The organism is Xanthomonas euroxanthea (genome assembly GCF_903989455.1).
In the GTDB taxonomy this organism is placed as follows: Bacteria; Pseudomonadota; Gammaproteobacteria; order Xanthomonadales; family Xanthomonadaceae; genus Xanthomonas; species Xanthomonas euroxanthea.
The window spans coordinates 375,880-398,279 of sequence record NZ_LR861803.1; the positions used below are offsets into that span (position 1 = coordinate 375,880).

19 protein-coding genes are annotated in these 22,400 nt (G+C 67.6%); 11 read left to right on the forward strand and 8 right to left on the reverse strand.

All coding sequences use genetic code 11. The features are described from left to right. The first annotated feature begins 26 nt into the window (after positions 1 to 26). Entirely contained in the window at positions 27 to 944 is a 918-nt protein-coding gene (locus H7A86_RS01580) for a LysR family transcriptional regulator (RefSeq protein WP_104583904.1), read from the forward strand. A gap of 567 nt (positions 945 to 1,511) precedes the next feature. Beyond that, the gene (locus H7A86_RS01585; RefSeq protein ID WP_115675691.1) at positions 1,512 to 2,318 is read left to right on the forward strand and encodes a TatD family hydrolase; all 807 of its coding nucleotides are present in this window, start codon (positions 1,512 to 1,514) and stop codon (positions 2,316 to 2,318) included. A gap of 18 nt (positions 2,319 to 2,336) precedes the next feature. Here the strand turns inward: H7A86_RS01585 and H7A86_RS01590 are convergent, their stop codons facing one another. Together H7A86_RS01590 and H7A86_RS01595 are read right to left on the reverse strand one after the other, a co-directional pair. Then, complete coding sequence (locus H7A86_RS01590) at positions 2,337 to 3,005, reverse strand: VOC family protein (RefSeq protein ID WP_104649560.1); 669 nt, start codon at positions 3,003 to 3,005, stop codon at positions 2,337 to 2,339. A gap of 411 nt (positions 3,006 to 3,416) precedes the next feature. Beyond that, on the reverse strand, positions 3,417 to 4,304 hold the full coding sequence (locus H7A86_RS01595) for a LysR family transcriptional regulator (protein ID WP_119130237.1): 888 nt from the start codon (positions 4,302 to 4,304) through the stop codon (positions 3,417 to 3,419). 96 nt (positions 4,305 to 4,400) lie between these two features. Here H7A86_RS01595 and H7A86_RS01600 point away from each other — a divergent pair, with 96 nt between their 5' ends. After that, positions 4,401 to 5,672, forward strand: coding sequence for an MFS transporter (locus H7A86_RS01600; RefSeq protein ID WP_119130239.1), 1,272 nt, complete (start codon positions 4,401 to 4,403; stop codon positions 5,670 to 5,672). 341 nt (positions 5,673 to 6,013) lie between these two features. On the opposite strand, the gene H7A86_RS01605 is transcribed toward H7A86_RS01600, so the two are convergent. Both H7A86_RS01605 and H7A86_RS01610 read right to left on the reverse strand, forming a co-directional pair. Continuing rightward, the gene (locus tag H7A86_RS01605) at positions 6,014 to 7,024 is read right to left on the reverse strand and encodes a phospholipase C/P1 nuclease family protein (protein ID WP_119130630.1); all 1,011 of its coding nucleotides are present in this window, start codon (positions 7,022 to 7,024) and stop codon (positions 6,014 to 6,016) included. A gap of 101 nt (positions 7,025 to 7,125) precedes the next feature. Next, on the reverse strand, positions 7,126 to 9,609 hold the full coding sequence (locus H7A86_RS01610; protein ID WP_232099187.1) for a TonB-dependent receptor: 2,484 nt from the start codon (positions 9,607 to 9,609) through the stop codon (positions 7,126 to 7,128). Between the two features lie 345 nt (positions 9,610 to 9,954). Here H7A86_RS01610 and H7A86_RS01615 point away from each other — a divergent pair, with 345 nt between their 5' ends. The 7 genes from H7A86_RS01615 to H7A86_RS01645 all read left to right on the forward strand — a co-directional run bounded on the left by H7A86_RS01615 (position 9,955) and on the right by H7A86_RS01645 (position 16,559). Next, positions 9,955 to 10,575, forward strand: coding sequence for a TetR/AcrR family transcriptional regulator (locus H7A86_RS01615; RefSeq protein ID WP_119130632.1), 621 nt, complete (start codon positions 9,955 to 9,957; stop codon positions 10,573 to 10,575). After that, positions 10,572 to 11,453 carry an NAD-dependent protein deacetylase gene (locus H7A86_RS01620; protein WP_119130241.1) on the forward strand — a complete coding sequence of 294 codons (882 nt, stop codon included), beginning with the start codon at positions 10,572 to 10,574 and terminating at the stop codon, positions 11,451 to 11,453. Before H7A86_RS01615 ends, H7A86_RS01620 begins: the two co-directional genes overlap by 4 nt. A gap of 60 nt (positions 11,454 to 11,513) precedes the next feature. Then, positions 11,514 to 12,632: an NADH:flavin oxidoreductase/NADH oxidase gene (locus H7A86_RS01625; protein WP_180708112.1), complete on the forward strand. Its 1,119-nt coding sequence runs from the start codon at positions 11,514 to 11,516 to the stop codon at positions 12,630 to 12,632. 81 nt (positions 12,633 to 12,713) lie between these two features. Next, positions 12,714 to 13,589, forward strand: a complete 876-nt coding sequence (locus H7A86_RS01630; RefSeq protein WP_104583896.1) for an NAD(P)-dependent oxidoreductase — start codon at positions 12,714 to 12,716, stop codon at positions 13,587 to 13,589. Between the two features lie 384 nt (positions 13,590 to 13,973). Beyond that, positions 13,974 to 14,366 (forward strand): XVIPCD domain-containing protein, encoded by a 393-nt coding sequence (locus H7A86_RS01635; RefSeq protein WP_104583895.1) that lies wholly within the window; start codon positions 13,974 to 13,976, stop codon positions 14,364 to 14,366. 68 nt (positions 14,367 to 14,434) lie between these two features. After that, a complete protein-coding gene (purU, locus tag H7A86_RS01640; protein ID WP_180708003.1) occupies positions 14,435 to 15,286 on the forward strand; it encodes a formyltetrahydrofolate deformylase in 852 nt (283 codons plus the stop codon). A 133-nt stretch (positions 15,287 to 15,419) separates the two neighbouring features. Continuing rightward, positions 15,420 to 16,559: an MFS transporter gene (locus tag H7A86_RS01645; protein WP_119130247.1), complete on the forward strand. Its 1,140-nt coding sequence runs from the start codon at positions 15,420 to 15,422 to the stop codon at positions 16,557 to 16,559. Between the two features lie 297 nt (positions 16,560 to 16,856). Here the strand turns inward: H7A86_RS01645 and H7A86_RS01650 are convergent, their stop codons facing one another. The 4 genes from H7A86_RS01650 to H7A86_RS01665 all read right to left on the reverse strand — a co-directional run bounded on the left by H7A86_RS01650 (position 16,857) and on the right by H7A86_RS01665 (position 21,688). After that, complete coding sequence (locus H7A86_RS01650) at positions 16,857 to 18,815, reverse strand: choice-of-anchor X domain-containing protein (RefSeq protein WP_180708004.1); 1,959 nt, start codon at positions 18,813 to 18,815, stop codon at positions 16,857 to 16,859. 273 nt (positions 18,816 to 19,088) lie between these two features. Next, on the reverse strand, positions 19,089 to 19,991 hold the full coding sequence (locus H7A86_RS01655; RefSeq protein WP_119130249.1) for a methylenetetrahydrofolate reductase: 903 nt from the start codon (positions 19,989 to 19,991) through the stop codon (positions 19,089 to 19,091). 93 nt (positions 19,992 to 20,084) lie between these two features. Beyond that, on the reverse strand, positions 20,085 to 20,750 hold the full coding sequence (locus H7A86_RS01660) for an epoxyqueuosine reductase QueH (RefSeq protein ID WP_104649552.1): 666 nt from the start codon (positions 20,748 to 20,750) through the stop codon (positions 20,085 to 20,087). Continuing rightward, on the reverse strand, positions 20,750 to 21,688 hold the full coding sequence (locus H7A86_RS01665; protein ID WP_104583889.1) for a LysR family transcriptional regulator: 939 nt from the start codon (positions 21,686 to 21,688) through the stop codon (positions 20,750 to 20,752). Before H7A86_RS01665 ends, H7A86_RS01660 begins: the two co-directional genes overlap by 1 nt. Before the next feature lie 98 nt (positions 21,689 to 21,786). On the opposite strand from H7A86_RS01665, the gene msuE reads away from it, so the two are divergent. Then, positions 21,787 to 22,380, forward strand: coding sequence for an FMN reductase (gene msuE / locus H7A86_RS01670; protein ID WP_164739280.1), 594 nt, complete (start codon positions 21,787 to 21,789; stop codon positions 22,378 to 22,380). The last annotated feature ends 20 nt before the right edge of the window (positions 22,381 to 22,400 follow it).

Sequence of the window (22,400 nt, forward strand, 5' to 3'; positions counted from 1 at the left end):
ATGCAACACCAACCGGGCCCCGCCGCATGCTGACCTTTTCCCGCTTCACCCGTTACTTCATCGAGGTGGCCCGCTGCGGCAGCATCCGCAAGGCCTCGGAGGTGCTGCACGTGTCGGCCTCGGCGATCGACCGGCAGATCCTCAAGGCCGAGGAAGAGCTGGGCGCGCAGCTGTTCGAGCGCCTGCCCGGGCGGCTGCGCCTGACCGCCGCCGGCGAGCTGCTGCTGGTGGACGTGCGCGGCTGGGAGAAGGCCTACGCCCGCACCCTGGAGCGCTTCGACGAGCTCAAGGGGCTGCGCCGCGGGCATGTGGAGATCGCCATGATCGACGCGCTCAGCGAGGGCGTGGTGCCAGCGGCGGTGGCGGCGCTGGTGCAGGAATATCCCGGCATCACCTTCAACCTGTCCACCGCGCGCAACCAGCGGGTGATGGAAATGGTGACCTCGGCCGATGTGGACATCGGCCTGCTGCTGGACCCGGTGAGCAGTGTGGACCTGGAAGTGCGCGCCTTTGCCGACATCCCGCTGGGCATCGCGATGCCGGTCGGCCACCCGCTCAGCACCCGCACCGAGCTGCAACTGAGCGAAACGCTGGAGCATCGCCTGCTGCTGCCGGCCGCGCCGTTGATCGTCGGCGAGCATGCCAAGGTGCTGTACCAGCGCCAGCACATCGACGTGAAGCGGCTGACCCACTGCAACGACGTGCGCACCTTGCGCGGGCTGGTGCGCGCCGGTGCCGGCGTGGGCCTGATGTCGTGGCTGGATGCCGCACCGGATGTGGCCGACGGCCGGCTGGCGTTCGTGCCGTTCCGCCGCCACCTGACCAAGCCGATGACACTGGCGCTGTGCGTGGCCCCGCAGCGGCAACTCTCGCGCTCGGCGCAACTGGCGATCCAGGCGCTGGCGGCGAAGATCGATGCGATGGTGGTGCCGGTGGTGGGGTGAGTGTGCTGCGCAAGCGGCCCTCACCCCTGCCCCTCTCCCGCAGGCGGGAGAGGGGAAAGGCCGTGCGTTCATGCAGGCCGATGGCATGCCGGTACTGCCACTCGCATGCAGGCACCGCCGATAACACGCAGCTGACGCCGTGTGTCTCCCTTCTCCCGCCCGCGGGAGAAGGTGCCCGCAGGGCGGATGAGGGCATACCGGTACTGCCACTCGCATGCAGGCACCGCCGATACACGCAGCTGACGCCGTGTGTCTCCCTTCTCCCGCCTGCGGGAGAAGGTGCCCGCAGGGCGGATGAGGGCATACAGGTACGGCCATTCGCATGCAGGCACCGCCGATAACACGCAGCTGACGCCGTGTGTCTCCCTTCTCCCGCCCGCGGGAGAAGGTGCCCGCAGGGCGGATGAGGGCATACAGGTACGGCCATTCGCATGCAGGTACGCCGATAACACGCAGCTGACGCCGTGTGTCTCCCTTCTCCCGCCTGCGGGGAAGGTGCCCGCAGGGCGGATGAGGGCAACGTCCACCCAGTACAATCACATCTGCTCTTTCAGGCGACACCGCAGCATGCAGTTGATCGATATCGGCGCCAACCTCACCCACGACTCCTTCGACCGCGACCGCGACGCAGTGCTGCAACGCGCACGCGAGGCAGGCGTTGCGCAACTGGTGATCACTGGCGCCAGCCGGGAACATTCGCCGCTGGCCTTGCAGCTGGCCCAGCAGCACCCCGGATTCCTCTATGCCACCGCCGGTGTGCACCCGCACCACGCAGTGGAATTCACCGCCGAATGCGAGGCCGAAATGCGCACGCTGCAGGCGCATCCGCAGGTGGTGGCGGTGGGCGAATGCGGGCTGGATTATTTTCGCGATTTCGCCCCGCGCCCGGCGCAGCACAAGGCCTTCGAGCGCCAGCTGCAATTGGCCGCCGACAACGGCAAGCCGCTGTTCCTGCACCAGCGCGAGGCGCACGACGATTTCCTGTCGATCATGCGCAGCTTCGATGGCCGCTTGGGCCCGGCCGTGGTGCATTGCTTCACCGGCACCCGCGAAGAACTGTTCGACTACCTGGACCGCGATTACTACATCGGCATCACCGGCTGGCTGTGCGACGAGCGGCGCGGTGCGCATCTGCGCGAGCTGGTGCGCAATATCCCGGCCAACCGGTTGATGATCGAAACCGATGCGCCCTACCTGCTGCCGCGCACGCTCAAGCCGATGCCCAAGGACCGCCGCAACGAGCCAAGGTTCCTGTCGCATATCGTCGAAGAACTCGCGCGCGATCGTGGCGAGGACGTGGCGCTGACCGCGGCCAACAGCACGGCGGCCGCGCGGGCATTTTTCCGTCTGCCTGCGCCTGCAGCCGCGGCATGAGGTGCGCGGCGTGGGCAATCACGCCGCCAGCAACTCCCAGCCCTGCGCATCGCGCAGGCGCAGCCCCGGTTGCGGTGCATCCACGCTGACCCGCACACCGCTGGCCCATGGCAGCTGCCGCTGCTGTGGAAACCAGCGGCGTGCCTGATCGACGACGATCAACAAGCCATCATCGTCGCCCAGCGCGGCAAAACCCTCGACCGCCGGCGCAAATGGCCGCACGCCGAAGTGATGGGCGACGCTGCTGGTCACCACCGCGACATCGTTGCTGGGCAGCCCGATCTCGCTCAGGCACAGCAGTTCTTCGCCGTGGAACGCGCCGTCGCCGGTGACCACGTCCTGCACGGCCTGGCGCGCGATCAACTCCAGCACCGCGCCATCGGGGCCGGCGAAATACACCGAGTGCGATTGCCATACGCCATCCAGTCGAAACTCCCGGCGGCCGTGCGGATCGGCAAGCAGGTTGCTACGCGCGCCGATCCACTGCGCAGCGGCGTCGAAGCGCGAGGGCGCCACGTTGAACGCCAGATGCACACTGCCCACCGGCTGCTGCGCCTGCACACATTCCAGCGTGCTCCAGCCGATGCGAACGCTGTTGCCGTGTTGCGGCAGCTGCAGCACGTCGCGATAGAAGCGCAGGCTGAGGTCGGGGTCGAGGCAGGGCAGCAACAGGTGACGAAGATGCATGGCAGGCGCAGGTGGTGGAAGAAGCGGGCATTGAACGACCTCAATCGCGGTTGAGGTCAAGCCATGTGTTCGAATTCTGTAGAGCATCTGCCAGCGATAGCGAGGCGCGTGATGTCTGTGGCAGAGGCTTCAGTCGCGATGATGTCTGCAGGCCAGCCGCATCGTGCGCATGCGCACTTCTACAAGATCAGCGGTCGCTTGTGTGGCTGACAGGGTGTGTTAGTCAGATGTCGGCTCAAAAAAGCCAGCGCTAGAGCCGGTGGTGAGGAACGCGACCCAGCAACCTAAGCCTGCCTGCGGGTAGGAGCGCACTCGTGCGCGAGGGCGTTACCGGGACAGCCACATCGCGCCCAGGTGCGCTCCTACAGCAGCCGCGGTGCGTTCGCTGTTATTGGCGCAACGCAACCTCGCTTAAAGCACTTCCGCCAGTGCCCACAGATGCCGCACCAGCGGCGCGGTGTCCAGGGCGCCCGGCGAGACCGCCAGCGCGAGCCGCGCCAGCGGCATCTGGCCTTCGATCTCCAGATAGCGCACGCCGGGCAGCTGCAGCTGCGCGGTGGAGGCGGGCACCACCGACACGCCCAGTTCGGCGGCGACCAGATTGACGATGGACGACATCTGCGGCGCTTCCTGGGTGATGCGCAGGGTCACGCCGGATTGCCGGCAGGCGGCGAGGATCTCGTCGTACAGGCTGGAACCGAAGCTGCGCGGGAACAGGATGAACGGCTCGCCCGCCAGCGCCGCCAACGGCGCGCTGTTGCGGGCGGCCAGGCGATGCGCGGTGGGCACGGCGATCTTCATCGGCTCGTCGGCAAAGCGCAGCAGTTGCAGGTCGGGCGGCGTGCTCAGGCCGTAGCGCACGAAGGCCGCGTCCAGGCGGCCTTCGGCCAGGGCCACCAGCAGTCCGGCGGTATTGGTTTCTTCCAGCAACAGCTCCACCCGCGGCCATTGCCGGCGAAAGTCGCGGATCAAATGCGGCACCACCGGATTGAAGGCGGCCGAGGCGGTGAAGCCCAGGCGCAGCCGGCCGGATTCGCCACGCGCCACCCGCCGCGCGGTTTCTGCGGCGCGCTCCACGTCGGCGAGCACGCGGCGCACCTCGACCAGGAAGGCCTCGCCGGCCGGAGTCAGCTCGGCGCCGCTGTGGGTGCGCCGGAACAGCGGCGTGCCCAGATCGCGCTCCAGCGCCTGGATCTGCTGGCTCAACGGCGGCTGGCCGATCCCCACCCGCGTTGCGGCCCGGGTGAAGTTGCCCTCTTCGGCGACGGCCAGGAAATAGCGCAAGTGGCGAAGTTCCATGCTATCTGTCCTGCATATGGCAACTGCCAGCATCATATATTGGACAGGGGGTCGTAGCGGGCGAATACTCGCCGTCCCTGTCTCGATGCTGCGCCCGTGTCCTCTCCTGATCGCCACGCCGGCAGCTCGCCGGGCACGCACGTCGGCCTTGCCGACGCGCCCGCCAGCGGCCGCATCCGGCTGGCCTTGTTCCTGGCCGGCTTTGCCACCTTCTCGCTGCTGTACAGCGTGCAGCCGGTGCTGCCCGAGTTTGCGCGCGCCTTCGGCGTGGACGCGGCCACCGCCTCGCTGCCGCTGTCGCTGGCCACCGGCGCGCTGGCCCTGGCGATCTTCTGCGCCGGCGCGGTGTCAGAGAACCTGGGCCGGCGCGGGCTGATGTTCGTGTCGATCGCGCTGGCCGCACTGCTCAACCTGCTCGCCGCGTTCCTGCCGCACTGGGGCACGTTGGTGCTGGTGCGTACCTTGTCCGGTATCGCGCTGGGCGGGGTGCCGGCGGTGGCGATGGTGTATCTGGGCGAAGAGCTGCCGGCCAACAAGATGGGCGCCGCCACCGGCCTGTATGTGGCCGGCAATGCCTTTGGCGGCATGAGCGGACGCATCGTGATGAGCGTGCTGACCGATCACTACGACTGGCGCACTGCACTGGCGATGTTGAGCGTGTTCGACCTGCTGTGCGCGCTGGCATTCTTTTGGTTGCTGCCGCCGTCGCGCAACTTCGTGCGCCGGCACGGCATCAATCTGCGCTTCCATCTGCGCGCCTGGGCCGGGCATCTGCGCGACCGCAACCTGCCGTTCCTGTTCGCGCTGCCGTTCCTGCTGATGGGCGTGTTCGTGTGCCTCTACAACTACGCCGGCTTCCGGCTGGGCGGGCCGGAATTCGGCCTGAGCCAGAGCCAGATCGGCATGATCTTCAGCGCCTATGTGTTCGGCATCGTCAGTTCGTCGGTGGCCGGCGCGGCGTCGGATCGTTTCGGGCGCGGCCCGGTGGTCAGCACCGGTATCGTGCTGTGCGTGCTCGGCGTGGCACTGACCCTGGCGCATGTGCTGGCGCTGGTGGTGGCCGGCATCGTGCTGCTGACGATCGGCTTCTTCATTGCGCATTCGGCCGCCAGCGCGTGGGTGAGCCGGCTCGGCGGTGCGCACCGCAGCCATGCCGCATCGCTGTATCTGCTGGCGTACTACGCCGGCTCCAGCGTGATCGGCGCGCTCGGCGGCTGGTTCTGGCAGCACGGTGGCTGGGGCGCCCTGGTCGGCATGTGCCTGACCTTGCTGGCGCTCGCCTTCGCGGCGGCCTACGTGCTGCGCCAGCGCGCCGACGACGCGCGGCCGTACGGGCGCTTTGCGCCGCATCCCGCACGCGGCGAGTGATGCGGAGCGACCGGCACGTGCATCCGGAAGTGACCGTGGCCGATCTGGACGCCAGCTGCGCGTTGCATGGGCGTGCCCGGCATGCGGGTGGTTGGCCTGGCGGAATCGGGAATCGGGAATCGGGAATCGTAAAAGCTGGCGCGCGCGGTTGCCGGTGGCAGCGCTTGTCAATCGGGATCTGCTGCGCTTTGTCCAACAGCTCAACAAGGTCCATTGACGCCGCGTGACGGCAGGACCGAGCCGCAGGGCCCGCTGCGCCGTCCTGCCGACAGGCGCGCAACGAGCGGTGCCGGCGCGCAGGTCGGCACGCCGTTGGCGGCAGCCGATGTCGCCAACGGCGGTCATGCGGTGGGCGATCTACCGGCAGGTGCAGATCCGGTGGCCGGGTCGTACTGCGGATGGCTGGGATCCATGCTGCGCGGCCGCGTGGATGTTTCTGGTTGCAGCGCGCTTTCGCGCCAGGCGCGCACCAGCAGGTCGCGCAGCATCGCCGCGCCATCGCCGGCAGTGCGATAGACCATCGCGCGGCCGTCGCTGCTGGAGGCATCGTCGAACGCGCCGGCCTTTTCCAGGCGATAGACCTGCTCGACACGGCCGGTGCCCACGTCGAGAAAGTCCAGGATCTGCTCGAACACATCGCCCTGCTGATGCGCCAGGGCCGGCATGCGGCTCAACAGGTCCTGCGGGGTCAGCGCAATCTTGTCCACGTAATCGCTCTCGAACTTGCCGTGCACCTTCGGGTCGGTGCTGTAGCCGTTCGGGTTCGGCCCCTGCCAGCCGTCGTGGTGGATGCTGTCGTGCTGCGGCTGTGCGCCATCGCCGATGTAGTGCGCGAACCAGCTGACATAGAACGCGCAGGTGCGTTCGAGCTCGCGGGTGTCCTGGCCCTTGGCACGCAGCGTGCGCAGTTGCCGCATGGTTGCCACGATGCGTTGGTAGCCTTCGGTGGCCGCGTACGGCAAGGTGCCGGCCCAGCGTACGTTCATGCGCTGCGCCCGTTGCGGGTCGCTGCTGGCGATGCGCCGCTGTTCGTCATACAGCGCCAGCACGAAGGCATAACGCGAGCGCGGCGGGTGTTGCATGAAGGCGAACTGCTCGCGGAACCAGCCGTGGTTGGGGTCTTCTTCGATCTTGAGGAATGGCTCGCTCTCGCTGCGCCAGCCATCCGGAAGCGTGGCGCCGTCGGCAATCACCTGCGCGTATTGTTTGAGGAAGACCGGGCCGTCGTCGGGCAGTGCCTGCACGGCGGCGCTGTCGATGGCCGCGTGCGCACGGTGGCCCCAGGCGGCGGCATTACCGGAACAGGTCGCTGCCGCAAACAGCAGCGCACAGGCAAGAGGGGAAGGTGTCATGGCAGTCCTTGTGGCCTGCAGCGCGTACGCCACGCTGCAGGCGATGGATCGGGAAGTGGAGCGCTGGTAGCGAGGCTGCGACACCCCGGACGTCGGTGCACTCAGAAGTGGTAAGTCACCACCAGCCGCGAGTTGTGCTCGTAGATCGGCCGGCCGTAGATCGGTTCGCGCGTGCCCTGGCCGGAGATGGTGTCGGTGCGCGGGTTGCCTTCGGTCAGCGCAAAGGTGTTGGTCAGGTTGTCGACCGACAGCTGCACATCCCACGGCCCGTTGCGCACCAGGATGTTGGCCGCCAGGGTGTCGTAGGCGGCCAGCTCGGTGGTGTTTTCCAGGTCGGCGTAGCGCTTGCCGACGTAGGCGTAGCGCAACGAGGTTTCCCAGTCGAACGCACCGGTGGTGAAGTACAGCGTCGGGCCCGCATTGCCGTACAGCTTTGGCTGGCGGTTGGGCATGTTGCCGTCCACATCGACCACCGCCACCGCGCCATTGGCCACCACCTCGGTGAGGTCGGAGACCTTGGTGTCGTTGTAGGTCAGGTTGGCATCCAAACGCAGCCACTGCGCCGGCGTCCACACCGCTGCCAGTTCGATGCCGGGGTTGGTGACGCTGCCGCGGTAGTCCTTGGATTCGGCCGCGCCGGTCTGCGGGTTCACCGCGCTGGTGCCGATGTTGTATGGGTCGTACTTGGTGTAGAAGGCGGTGGCGAACACGTCCAGGGTGTCGAAGTTGAGCTTGGTGCCGAGCTCGAACTGGTCGGCGGTGGGGATGTTGACGTTGCCTTCGTTGGCGCCCTCGCTGGGCGCGCGGTGCGCACGCGAGGCGCGGCCATAGATGCCGACCGTCGGGTTGATGTCGTAGTTGAAACCCGCGGTCCAGTTGGTCACGCCCACGTCCAGCGCGGTGTGCGCGCGGGCCCCGGTGAACAGGCGCGCGGCATCGTCGGCCAGGGTGTCGGCCATGCCCAGGTTGCCGGTGCTGCGCAGCATGCTCCAGGCGCGGTAGCGGTAGCGCTCGTGACGCACGCCGCCTTCCAGGCGCAGCTTGTCGGTCACCTGCCAGGTGTCGGCGATGTAGGGCGCCAGCATGCTGGTGTAGGCCTTGCCCTGGGTGCGGTCGGCGCCATAGATCACCACGCCGTCCTTGGTCACGCCGCCGACCACGTTGCCGGCCGCGTCGTAGCCGAGCAGGTCGATCGTGCGCGGGTTCTGCCGCATCTCCAACAGATAGCTCTGGTAACGCGAATTGTAGGAGCGCGCGTAGTAGGCGCCGTACACGCCCAACGTGATGTCGTGGGTGTCACCGCCCCAGTCGAAGCGGCGATGCAGGCGCAGGTCGTCGGCAAACGAATCGGCACGCACGTTCATGGCGCGGTACTGGCCCTGGATCACCAGGCCGTCGGTGCTGGCCGGATCGAAGCGGCTGCCATCGTCGGTGTAGACGTAGCCCAGCGATCTCAGGCCGGGAAACGCGGCGCTGGCGGCAGCGCGGCGGCTGTTGGCATACACGCTGGCGTCCTGCGGCGCATTGCTGGAATACAGCGCGTCGAAGGTCATGTCCAGGCGATTGACGATGGCCTTGTTGGACAGGCTCCAGCCATTGTCGAAGGCCAGGTCCAGGTTCGCGCCCAGATGGTTGAATTTCATGTGGCGGCCATCGGACAGGTCGCGCAATTCGCGCTGCGGCGCGCCGTTGGCATCGCTGGACACGATGCTGGCGCGCTTCAGTTGCGCGGTGCTCAAGGTGCCGGTGAAGCGGTCGATCAACGGGGCCAGCGAGCGCGAGGTGTCGCGCGGGTCGTACAGCGGGATCGGCATGTAGAACGCATTCTTGTCGTCCAGATGCTTGGCAGTGAAGGTGATCTTGCCGTGGTCCAGCGTGTGCGTGAGGTTCATGCGGAACTGCCCGCCCTCGTCGGCCGGAAAGTCCACGTCGCGGTAGCCGTCGTTGCGCCGCACGAAGCCGCCGGCAGCCAGGTACCAGCCGTCGGCAAGCTTGCCCGACCAGTAGCCATCGAGCCGATACAGCCCGGTGTCGCCGACGGTGGTGCGCACTGCGCCTTCGGGGGTGTCGCCGCCCTGGCGGGTGACGAAGTTGACGATGGCCGCGGCATTGGAGGCGAAGATCGGCGAGGGCCCGCCGCGCACGGTCTCCACCGATTCGACCATCAGGTCCGGGCGCACCAGGCCTTCGGTCTTGTAGAAGTAGCCGTTGTTGTCCGGGTAGGGGCTGATGCCGTCTTCCTGGATCACCGCAAACGAGCCCTCGTCGGGAATGCCGCGGATGCGGTAGACGTTCTGCACTTCGCCGCCGGTGGATTCGGCATAGATGCCCGGCATCGAGCCGATCAGGCTGGCGAGGTTGAGCGGGGCCAGCTTGTCGATCTGCTCGGCGGTCAGCGCGGTGATCGCATACGAGGCGTCGAACTGGTTCTGGGCCTGGCCGGCGCCGGTGACGATCATCCGGTCCAGCGAGAAGATGCCGTCCTCGCCCTTGCGGGTGGCAGGCGTGGCGGGCGCGGCTTCCTGCGCGAGCGCGGGGGTGGCCAGGGTCAGTGCCAGCGCGACGACGAGCGGACGACGCGACACGGCACGACGCACTCCGGAGCGCGTCCGGGTGTGGGTGTAGGGCATGGCAGGGATGGGGGGTAGCGGGGGAGCTGCCCACTGTCGCTGTGCCATGTTTCCGCAGCGTTGCGTGTGCACCGGATCACGCTAACTGCGTGATCCGGCACCACGATTTGTGACGTGGCGCCTGTTTTCAAGCGGTTTCAACCGTACGTGGCAGACGGTGACGGCATCGAGCGCGGCCGGCATCGGCGATCAGCGCCCACCGGGGCGGAGCTGGACGAGGCGCTTCCTTGGAATCAGGCAGAAGGCCCCCAGACTATGTGCCATCCATCCGTGTGGACATTCGCATTCGTGAGCACCTCCCTGCCCCTGCCCGCACCGCGTAAAGCCCCGCAGCAAGCGCGCTCGCGCGCCACCGTGGAGGTCATTCGCCAGGCCAGCATCCAGGTGTTGGTGGCCGACGGCCTGCAGGGCTGCACCACCACGCGGGTGGCCGAGCGCGCCGGCGTGTCGGTCGGCAGCGTGTACCAGTACTACCCCAATCGTCAGGCGATGTTGATCGCGCTGCTGCAGTGGCATCTGCAGACGGTGATCGATGCGGTGGAGCTGGCCTGCGCGCAACAGCACGGGCGCACGCTTGCGCAGCAGTGCCAGGCGCTGGTGCGCGCCTTCGTGCAGGCCAAGCTGCAGCATGTGGAGGTGTCGCGCGCGCTGTACGCCATTGCCGAGCTGCATGGTGGCGCCATCCTGGGCGCGCAGGCGCGCCGGCGCTCGCAGCAGGCGTTCGCCGCCGCGCTCGCCACCGCCTCGGATGTGCGCTTCGACGATTGCCAGGCGGTGGCCGAGATCGGCATGGCGGCCATCACCGGGCCGTTGAAGAGCCTGCTCGAGGATGGCGCGCCGGCTGCGCGGATTGCGCCGCTTCAGGCGCAACTGGTGGTGCTGCTGCACAGTTACCTCATGGCCACCGGAGTTGCACGATGACGGCGTCACCGGTGCAAGACGGCAACGCGCTGCAGGACTTCATCGAGCGCCATCGGCGCCTGTTCGTGCTCACCGGCGCCGGTTGCAGCACCGATTCGGGCATTCCCGATTACCGCGATCTGCAAGGCGGCTGGAAGCGTCCGCAACCGGTGACGTTCCAGGCCTTCATGGGCGAGCTGTCCACGCGGCAGCGCTATTGGGCACGCAGTCTGGTCGGCTGGCCGCGCTTCGGGCTGGCGCAACCCAATGCCACCCATCACGCACTGGCCGCACTGGAAGCGCGCGGCCAGCTGGAACTGCTGCTGACGCAAAACGTGGATCGTTTGCATCAGGCCGCCGGCAGTCAGGCGGTGATCGATCTGCATGGCCGGCTCGATGTGGTGCGCTGCATGGGCTGCGAGCGGCGCATGCCCCGTACCGAATTCCAGCTGCTGCTCGAGCACGCTAATCCCGGCTGGGCCGACCTGGACGCGGCGCAGGCACCCGATGGCGATGCGGACCTGGACGATGTGGCCTTCGACAGTTTTGTGGTGCCGCCGTGCCCGGTGTGTGGCGGCGTGCTGAAGCCGGATGTGGTGTTCTTTGGCGAGAACGTGCCGCGCGAGCGTGTGGAGCGTGCGTTTGCGCATCTGCAGGCGGCCGATGCGGTGCTGGTGGTGGGCTCGTCGCTGATGGTGTATTCGGGCTTTCGTTTCGTGCAGACCGCTGCACGCAACGGCCTGCCGATCGCCGCGCTCAACTTCGGGCGCACCCGCGCGGACGAGCTGCTCAGCCTGAAGGTCGAACAGTCGTGCGCGCAGGCGCTGGCGTTCCTGCACACCCCGTTCGATCCGCTGCGTGCACGCAGCGTCAACGACGCCAGTGCGCGCTCGGCATGACGCAGTGATCCATCGCAGCGGTTGTGCCCACGCGCGTGGCGCAGTGCAATGGGCACCCCCGTGTCATCTGTGGATGTCCTCTTGAGCCAGTTGTTCTCTCCCATCCGCTTCGGTCCGCTTGCGCTCGCCAACCGGATCGTCATCGCCCCGATGTGCCAGTACTCCGCGCAGGACGGCCGCGCCAGCGACTGGCACCGCATCCATCTGGGCACCTTGTCGCAATCCGGTGCCGGCCTGCTGATCCTGGAAGCGGCCGCGGTGCAGCCGCAGGGGCGCATCTCCTATGCGGACCTTGGCCTGTACGACGATGCCACCGAGCAGGCGCTGGATGAGGTACTGCAATCGGTGCGGCGCTGGTCGCCGATGCCGATCGGCATCCAACTGGCACACGCCGGACGCAAGGCCTCCACCGATCTGCCGTGGAACGGCGGCGCGGCGATCGCGCCGGATCACGCGCATGGCTGGCAGACCGTGTCCGCATCGGCGCTGGCGTTCGGTGACGGCCAGCCGTTGCCGCAGGCATTGGACGATGCGGGCATCGATGCGGTGGTGCAGGCATTCGTCGATGCGGCGCAGCGCGCCGAACGCCTGGGTCTCGAGTTGATCGAGCTGCATGCCGCGCACGGGTATCTGATGCATCAGTTCCTGTCGCCGCTGAGCAACCAGCGCAGCGATGCCTATGGCGGTTCGCTGGAAAACCGCATGCGGCTGACGCTGCGCATCTTCGACGCGGTGCGCGCGGCGGTGTCGGACAAGATCGCCATCGGCGTGCGCATCTCGGCCACCGACTGGGTGGAGGGCGGCTGGGATGTCGAGCAGAGCATCGCCTTGTCCAAGGCGCTGGATGCGCGCGGTGCGCACTACATCCATGTCTCCAGCGGCGGACTGGATCCACGCCAGCAGATTCCGGTGCAGGCGGGCTACCAGATTCCGTTTGCGCAGCAGATCAAGGCGCAGGTCAAAACGCCGGTGATCGGTGTGGGCCTGATCACCGAGCCGGCGCAGGCCGAGGCGATCCTGCAGGACGGCCAGGCCGATGCGATCGCGCTGGCGCGCGGCATCCTGTACGACCCGCGCTGGCCGTGGCATGCGGCCGCTGCACTTGGTGCGTCGGTCACACCCGCGCCGCAATACCTGCGCTGCGAGCCGCGTGAGGCGCGTGGCGTGTTCGCCAGCTGATTAACGCGGGGAGTGGTAAAGAAGCAGAGCGGGCGGTGTCTGGATTGCCGCTCTTGACGCAAGATCGAATAAGGAAAACAGATGCCGATAGGATTTCTGGGCTTGGGCACGATGGGCCTGCCGATGGCGCACAACCTGCTGCGCGGAGGGTTCGAACTGAGTGTGTGGAACCGTTCGCCCGGGCGCGCGCAATCGCTGCGCGAAGCCGGCGCCACGGTGGTGGATGCACCGCGCGACGCCGCGCATGGCCCGCTGCTGTTTTCGATGCTGGCCGACGACAACGCGGTGCGCGCGACCCTGCTGGAGCATGGTGTGCTGGACGCGCTGCCGGCGGGCAGTGTGCACGTCAACATGGCCACCATCTCGGTGGCATTGGCGCACGAGTTGACCGCCCTGCATGCCGAGCGCGGCGTGGCCTACGTGGCCGCACCGGTGCTTGGCCGCGTCGATGTGGCCGAAGCCGGCAAGCTCAACATCCTGGCCGCCGGCGACGAGGCAGCGTTGGCGCGCGTGCAGCCGATGTTCGACGTGCTTGGTCAACGCACCTGGGAGATCGGCCGCACCCCCGAGCAGGCCAATGCGGTCAAGCTGGCGGCCAACTTCTGCCTTGCCAGCGCGATCGGCGCCATGGCCGAAGCCAGCGCGCTGGCACGCGGCCACGGCGTGGACGCCACCCAGTTCCTGGGCATGCTCACCAGCACCCTGTTCGCCGCACCCGCGTACCAGGGCTATGGCCGCCTGATCATGCAACGCGCCTATCTGCCGGCCGGCTTCACCGCCACCCTGGGGCGCAAGGACGTGGACCTGGCGATCCAGGCCGGCGCCGACAAGCAGGTGCCGATGCCGCTGGGCGAGTTGCTGCGCGCCGGCCTGGACGAGGCGATCGCCCATGGCGACGGCAACGCCGACTGGGCCGTGCTGGCAGAGGTATCGGCGCGGCGGGCAGGGCAGGCCTGATCGCCGCATCCGCAAGGCGGAGCTAGCCACGCTCTCGGCGAGGCGAGAAGGCACCGCTTGCGCGTCACTGGCGTGCGTGCCTTGAAGCGCCCGCGCTCCGGCACGGGCAGGGGGCGCGGAGCGGGGGTCAAGGTGAGGATACGAGGCCAACCCCATGTGCAGCAGATTTCGCCTACCGTCAGCGACATCTGCCGCCCACGCTCAGGCCGCGTCGCTTCGAAGCAGCACAGCCCATCTCTCACTCACCTAAACATGCAGCAGACCTTCTAAAATGCCGGCTCGTGACAGCCGCCGCTCCAGGGAGGATGCGATGCGACACCTGCATATCACGCTCGGTTCGACCGGGCGCACACCGCGCGCACTGCGCTGCGCCGGTGGTAGACGATGACCGCCGCACCGGTCGTCGACCAGGGCCCGGTGGGCCCGGACCATCCCGAGCATCCAGACCACTATCTGTTTGCGCAGATCCGCGAAGCGGTGGCCGTGCTCGATGCCGAGTTGGACAAACCCACCGACGAGGCCAGTGTGCGCATGGCCGCGCGCCTGCTGCCGCTGGCCAAGCAGCATGGCTTCGACCAGGTGGATTACGTGGTGCTCAGCCGACACGTCGGCGAGGTGGGCGAGAACGTGTTCCTGGTGCGTGGCGAACTGGCCGACCCTGCGCATCTGCGTGCGCACATCACCACTCAGGAAGCGATGGAGACCTCGGTGGAGGCATCGATGGCGCAACTGGACGACATCAACCGGCGACTGATGCTGCGCCTGCCGCCGCGCTGAGCCGCACGGGAAAGTTACGGGCGCAAGCACTGCGCCCGCAGCCGGGTGCATTGGCTATCATTGCGCCGATGCGCTCCGACTACATCCTTACCCTGTCCTGCCCCGACCGCACCGGCATCGTCTATCGCGTGACCGGGCTGCTGTTCGACCTGGCCTGCAACATCCTCGACGCACAGCAGTTCGGCGACGACGAGAGTGGCCGCTTCTTCCTGCGCGTGCACTTCGACAAACCGCCGGGCACCGAGATTGCCGGGCTGGAACGCCGCTTTGCGCAGCTTGCCGAGGAATTCCAGATGGACTGGCAGCTGCACGATGCGCGCCGTCGCGCGCGGCTGCTGGTGCTGGTGAGCAAGCAGGGGCATTGCCTCAACGATCTGCTGTTCCGCATGCACAGCCGGCAATTGCCGGTGGATATCGCAGCCGTGGTGTCCAACCACGCCGACTTCGCGCCGCTGGCCGCCTCCTACGGCATCGCCTTCCACCATCTGCCGGTGAGCGCCGACACGCGCGCTGCGCAGGAAGCGCAGCTGCTTGCCCTCATCGAAGCGCTGCAGATCGATCTGGTGGTGCTGGCGCGCTACATGCAGATCCTGTCGCCGGCGTTGTGCCGCGCATTGGCGGGGCGCGCGATCAATATCCATCACAGCTTCCTGCCCAGCTTCAAGGGCGCGCAGCCGTATCACCAGGCGCACGCACGCGGGGTCAAGATCATCGGTGCCACCGCGCACTACGTCAGCGAAGACCTGGACGAAGGCCCGATCATCGAACAGGACGTGGCGCGTGTGGATCACGCGATGACGCCGCGCGACCTGGTGCGGCTGGGGAGCGACACCGAATCGCTGGTGCTCGCGCGTGCGGTGCGTCGCCATGTCGAACACCGCATCGTGCTCAATGGCCATCGCACGGTGGTGTTTCGCTAGCACCCTCGCATATCCCCACGGACGGTTGCAGCACGCGCAGTGGAGCAGTGCGCAGGCCACACCCGGCCCGCGAACGCGCCGGCCTGGCGCCACCGTCGCATTCCGTCCGCCACTCCCTCCTGGAATTGCCTGCATGTCGCTTGTCCCCGGCTCCAGCGCTCGCGTGCAACAGCACGCCACCCGCGCGGCGTTCTTCATTCCCGGCTTTGCTGCCGCGGTCTGGGCGGTGCTGGTGCCATTCGCCAAGGCCAGGACCGGCGTGGACGATGGCGCGCTTGGCCTGATCCTGCTGTGCCTGGGAGCAGGCTCGTTTCTGGCGATGCCGCTGGCCGGTGCCGTCTCGGCGCGCTTCGGTTTCCGTGCGGTCATGGCGGTGACGTCGGCGCTGATCTGCCTCAGTCTGCCGTTGCTGGCGGTTGTCGCCGATCCATGGTTGCTGGGTGCGGTGCTGTTCGCGTTCGGCGCCGGCGTGGGCGCGATGGATTGCGCGATGAACATGCAGGCGGTGGTGGTCGAGCGCGATGCCGGGCGCGCGATGATGTCGGGATTCCATGCGTTTTTCAGCATCGGCGGGTTTGTCGGTGCCGGCGCGATGACATTGCTGCTGTCGGCGCAGCTCTCCCCGCCGAGCGCGGCGGTTGCCGGAGTGATCGCCATGCTGCTTGTCGCCGCGCTGGCGGTGCGCCACTGGCGGACCGAGCGCGTGGCGCAACAGGGGCCGTTGCTGGCGCTGCCCAGGGGCATCGTGTTGTTCATCGGCATCCTGGCGTTTGTGGTGTTCCTGGCCGAAGGCACCATTCTGGACTGGAGCTCGGTGTTCCTGGCCGATGTGCACCAGGTTGCCCCGAGCACCGCCGGCGTGGGCTATGTGGCGTTTGCATTGACCATGACGGTGGCGCGCCTGCTCGGCGATGCGGTGGTGGAGCGCCTGGGGCGCATCCGCTCGATCGTGGTGGGCGCGCTGCTGGCCAGCGCCGGCTTCCTGGTGCTCACGCTGGTGAGCCCGTGGCAGGCCTCGCTGGCCGGTTACGTGCTGGTCGGCCTGGGCTGCGCCAATATCGTGCCGGCCCTGTTCTCGCTGGCCGGCAACCAGACGCGCATGCCGGAGAGCATCGCCATCACCGCGGTCACCACCCTGGGCTACGCCGGCATCCTGGCCGGGCCGGCGCTGATCGGTTTTGCCGCGCATGGCATCGGCCTGGTCGGCGCCCTGCTCGGTGTCGCGGTGTTGATGGTGGGCGTGGCGGTGTCGACGCGTTGGTTGAGGGTGTGAGTGTGCTGGGTCACCGACCTGCAGTCGGTGACTCTCTGGCAATGTGCGTCGCGCGCAGGCACGCTCCTACGAAGGGTGGGGTGCAGGCTCGTCAATGTCGTCGTCGGGACCGTGCAGCCCGTGCAGGCGGTGGATGGCGGGCAGCGCGGTGTGCGCTGCCCGCATCAAGCGGACCTCGTCGCAGCAGGGGCTTGTCCGCCCACCTTCGCGGGAGCCGAGGCGGCAGGCCACATCGGACCCACCACGCATCTACGGCGTGCGTGGTGGGCGGCCACGGACCCTGCAGCGGATGCCGCATCACTTCGCGGCGTTGGCGTTCATCACTGCATTGCGGCTTGCGTCCAGATACTGCGCCGGGTCGCGCATGCCGGTGGTGTGGCATTGCCCGGTGGTGTGGCCACGGTTCACGCCGCCCGGCAGCTGCGCGTTGACCTGCTCCACGGTGCCGTCTTCCGGGTCGTTCAACACCAGGTCCGAGGCGGCGTTGCAGTAGTCGTTGGTGTACCAGTTGGTCTTGGCGAACGAGGTGGTGTAGTAGTTCACCTTGGCGCGCGCATCGGCCGGAATGCCGGCCAGCCAGGCCTTGGCGCCGTCGTAGGTCAGGTCGGTATTGGTGCCGCAGCCCACCCCGAACCACGAGCCCACGGCCGCCAGGATGCCGGACAGATTGGTGCCCTGGTACGGCGTGCCGACCGACTGCATCACCCGCCCACCGGTGGCGTTATCCAGCCCGCTCCAGTAGTAGGTGTACAGATGCAGCGCGGCCATGCCGCCCTGGCTGTGCGCCACCGTCGCGAACGAGGACCACTGACTGGCGAACTGCGCCAGCCGCTGTGCGAACTGGTCGTTGCTGCGGTTCTGTTTGGCATCGATGAACGAGGACGCGTTGGTGAACTGCGCCTGCGGCCACACGCCGTTGGAGCAATAGCCATGCACCAGCACCAGTTGCGACCCCGCGGCCTGCGGCTCCGCCATGGCACTGGCACTGGCCAGCGTTGCCGGGCGCGGCCCCATGCGCATGCTCTCGTCGATGGCACCGGCAGACCGCGCGATGCTGGCACGGCGCAACGCGGGCAGCTGCAAGGGCAGCGTGTCAGCCTGCACCAGCGGGATGTAATGGTCCGGATCTTCGATACGCAGCCCGCGCAGCGTGAACGGCGCACGCGCACCGGCACGCGCGACCCAGCGTTCGTCCAGGCTCAGCGGCAGCTGGCCTTGCTGCGGCGTCAGCATGCCGCCGATCCACGCCACCGGCACCTGCCTGCCCTTGGCATCGGTGCCCCAGACCTGGCCGAACACGCGGTAATGCGACGGGGCCTTGCCGCGTGCGGCGATGGGCAAGGCAATGCTGAGCCGTGTGCCGTCGGCCGCACGTGCGCTCAGGGCATTGCCGAGCAGGCGCAGCGAGGTGTCCAGCACCGGCAACACATGCTCGCTGGTGCGCACGAACGGCTGCCCGGCCTGGTCGCGACCGCGCACGATCACCTGTGCGATCCAGGTGCCTTCGGCTGTCGGTTGGAACGTGCCGCCATACACGCCGTCGCCGGCAGCACCATCGTCGTGTTGCCCGTCGTCTGCCATCGGCATCGTGCGGATGCCCCCTTGCGGATCGATCACGCGCAGGCTCGCTGTGTCGATCTGCCCGGCCTGTGCGGCAAGCAGGGTCGCACCGGCTGCATCGTTGCCGCTGAGCAGTGCGTTGAGCGTCAGCGTCTGGCCGACCTGCTGCCGGCGATGGCGCGGGTACGAGGCCAGCTGTGTGCGCGCATCGCCTTCCATCAGCACATAGCCGCGTTGCGCCACCGGCGTTGCCGATTGCAGGGTCAGCGACCACGCTCCGTTCTGCGCCGATTCCACCGCATAGCGCATGCCGCTGGTGCCGCTTTCTGCTGTGCCCAGCAGCGTGCGCTGCGCCTGCAGTTGCGGAGCAACGGCGGCCGCGCGCGCGCCGGCAATGCGTGGTGCAGTCACCGCCGTCTCCCACGGCTGGTCACCGGCCAGCACCATGAAACGCAGATGGCCGTTTTCCACCGGCAGCGTGCCTTGCCAGCGTGCGGAGTTGCCGGCTGGCGTCAATTCCACCGGCAGCAAGGCGCTCTTGGACAGAATCGCCGACTCGGCCGGGTCGGGTGCGCGCATCTGCGCGAACTCCTCCGGCGGGCCAGCCAGTTGTTTGGGCTGCAGCTCGGCCGCGGCAAGCGGCAGGGAAACCAGCGACAGGGTGCACAGCAAGGACAACAGCGACGGCTTCGGCATGGCGACATCTCTCCTTGAACGTTGCAGAAGCGATGCCGTCGCGCAGTGCAACGACACCGGATGCAGCGCCCCCTCGCCGCGATTCGCCGATGGTTATACCGCGCCCGTGTGACAGGTCCGCTGTGCGCTGCAGCACCCGGCGCGCCGCAAGCACAGCCACAGAAATGAAGCAGTCCAGACTGTGATCCAGGTCGTGGACAGCTCGCCACCCGCACGTTCGTGCTCGCCCATTCGAGGTCTGCGGCCGATGACGTGCGGCGTGCCCGGCAGGTCTCAGTCGGCGCGGTGCGGCGCGGTGCGGGCGCGGTACTGCTCCACCCACGCGACCGTCTGCGCGATGCCGCCGAACGGGAAGAAGTGCAGGCTGACCTCTCCATGCGCTCCAGTGAGGCCGGTGGCGAGGCGATCGACAAACCGATCCGGCCCGGCGGTGCCCAACAGCTTGCCCAGCGAGATGCCGTACTTGGACAGCATCGCGGTGCAGGCGCCGACACCGCAGCGTGCGGCATAGCGTGCGAGCACCGCCACGCCGGCGGGACCAGGCACGCCCACCCGCACGGGGTGTGCGATGCCACGCGCGCGCAGCGCGTGCAACCACGTCAGCACGAGGTCGGCATCGAAGGCGAACTGGGTGACGATCAGCGGTGCCATGCCGCGCTCGGCGATGCTGCGACACTTGCGTTTCAGCACATCCCAGCGCTCGCTTGCAGGCATGCCCGGATGTCCTTCCGGATGCCCTGCCACGGCGATGGTCCGGATGCCGCAGCGCTCGAAGACCCCGGTGTCGATCAGCGACACGCTGTCCGGAAACGGCCCGATCGGCGACGGTGGATCGCCCGCGATCACCAGGCAACGCTCGACGCCAGCCTCATCGACGGCGCGCCTGACGAAGGCGTGCAGTGCGTCGAGCGAGCCGATCCGGCGCGCGGACAGGTGCGGCATGGGCGCAAAGCCGAGCTTGCGCACCATGCATGCGGCGGCCAGCCGCGCGGCGTCGTCCTGGTTGGGCAGGTAGGGGATGGCAATGGTCGCGCCACGCATGATCGCGGGCGCCGCTGCGCTCAGCCCGGCAATGGCGGTTGCGCTGACCTCCAGGGAATAGGCATCGGTGATGGTGCTGGCCAGGCGTGGCGTGTGCGGATGAGTCAAACGATCTTGCCGTGCGTTGGTGGTCATTGGGTGGCGCCGCTACGTGGGCCCTGGGCGAGCGGGAAGGGCGCCATGACACAGACTGAAATCCCGGCCAGCGTCGCTGCCCTGGCGAGGCGCTTAGTCTTGCTGTTCCCCATCGCCATAGAATTTCACGCCCAGTTGTATGCGATTGCGCCCGCTTTCGGCGCGGTGCCGGTTGGTGTCGCGCAGCGAGTAGACGCAGCCGCAGTATTCCTGCTGGTAGAAGTTCTCGCGCTTGCTGATCTCGACCATGCGCGAGGAACCGCCGCCCTTGCGCCAGTTGTACTCCCAGTACATCAGGCCGGGATACCTGGCCGCAGCGCGAACGCCGCAGTCGTTGATCTGCTGCATGTTCTTCCAGCGCGAGATGCCCAGGGAGCTGGTGATCACCGGAAAGCCGTGTTCGTGCGCATACAGCGCGGTGCGTTCGAACCGCATGTCGAAGCACATCGTGCACCGGATGCCGCGTTCGGGTTCGTTCTCCATCCCGCGGGCCCGCTCGAACCAGTTGTCCCGATCGTAGTCGGCATCGACGAAGGGCACGCCGCACTGCTGCGCAAAGCGGATGTTCTCGTCCTTGCGCAGCTCGTATTCCTTGCGCGGATGAATGTTGGGGTTGTAGAAGAAGATGGTGTAGTCGACGCCGGACGCCAGCATGGCCTCCATCACCTCACCCGAGCATGGCGCGCAGCAGGAATGCAGCAAGACCTTGTCGTGGCCGGCAGGCAGTGGAAGTGGCGTGCGCGTGGCGATGCTGTCCATCAGTGGGCTCCCGGCGGAGTGGTCGTTGTGTCGGCGGTGGTGTTGGCGGTGCCATTGGCGGGCTGGCGCGCCAGTTCAATGAAGGCACGCAGGTAGTCGACGGCAATATCCGCCTCGCGTGCGCCCAGGAAGATCTGCTTGGGGATGCCGCGCGCGCCCAGCCGCACCGGCACCACGTCCATCCTGGACGCATATTCCTCCACCAGCCAGCGTGGCATCGCGGCCACGCCGCGGCCACTGGCGACCATCTGCATCATGATGTCGGTGGTCTCGATGGCCTTGTGGCGCCGGGGCGTGACCCCGGCCGGCAACAGGAACTGGCTGTAGATGTCCAGGCGCTCCAGGTCCACCGGATAGCTGATCAGCACCTCCCGGGTCAGCTGCTGGGGCTTGACGTAGGCCGCCGACGCCAGCGCATGGCCCTTGGCCACGACCAGCACCTGCTCGTAGTCGAACACCGGCTCGAACCGCAGCCCGGGCTTGTACAGCGGGTCGGGCGTGACCAGCAGATCGATTTCGTAGCCGAACAGCGCGCCGATGCCGCCGAACTGGAACTTCTGCTTCACGTCCACATCCACGTCCGGCCAGGTGGCCAGGTAGGGCGCCACCAGCTTGAGCAGCCACTGGTAGCAGGGATGGCACTCCATGCCGATGCGCAGCGCGCCGCGTTCGCCCTGCGCGAACTGCCCCAGGCGCTCTTCGGCCAGGTCCAGTTGCGGCAGCACCCGGTTGGCCACCGCCAGCAGGTACTGGCCCGCCTGCGTCAGGCGCAGGTTGCGGCCTTCGCGCAGCCACACGTCGGTGCCCAGCTGCTGCTCCAGCTTCTTCATGCTGTGGCTCAGCGCCGACTGGGTCAGGTTCAGCACACCTGCGGCGGCGGTCAGCGAGCCTTGCTGCTCGACCTGCTGGACGATGGTGAGATGGATGCGCTCAAGCATTCAGATGATCCGAATTCATGGATTGTTGAAATAACACCATTTTACTTCATTGAATGCGAGCCCTAGCATCGGGGTTCGTCGTTTCAGGTCAACCCCGCATGACTGTCAACGTGCCACATCCCCTCCGCGTCGTCGCCGTCTCCGGCGGGCTGCAGCGCCCCTCCAAGGCCGTCGCCCTGGCCGAGCACCTGCTGGGCCTGATCGCCGAGGCCGTGCCGTGCGAGCAACAGCTGGTCGAACTCGGGGCGTTGGCACCGCAGTTTGCCGGTGCGGTGTGGCGCTCGCAGCTGCCGGCAACGGTGGAGCAGGCACTGTCGGCCGTGGAGCAGGCCGACGTCGTGGTGGTGACCACGCCGGTCTATCGCGGCTCCTTCACCGGGTTGTTCAAGCACTTCTTCGACTTCATCCACCAGGATGCCTTGATCGACACGCCGGTGCTGCTGGCAGCAACCGGTGGCAGCGAGCGCCATGCATTGGTGATCGACCACCAGTTGCGGCCGCTTTTCAGCTTCTTCCAGGCACGCACTTTGCCACTGGGCGTCTATGCCACCGACCGCGACTTCCTGGACTACCGCGTGCACAACGAGGCCCTGGCCGAGCGGGCCAGGCTGGCGGTGCAGCGGGCATTGCCGCTGATCGCATTGACGCGGCAGGCACGTGCCATCGCTGCAGAAGACGTGGCTGCGGCCTGAGGCCATCCAGCCCACGGCTG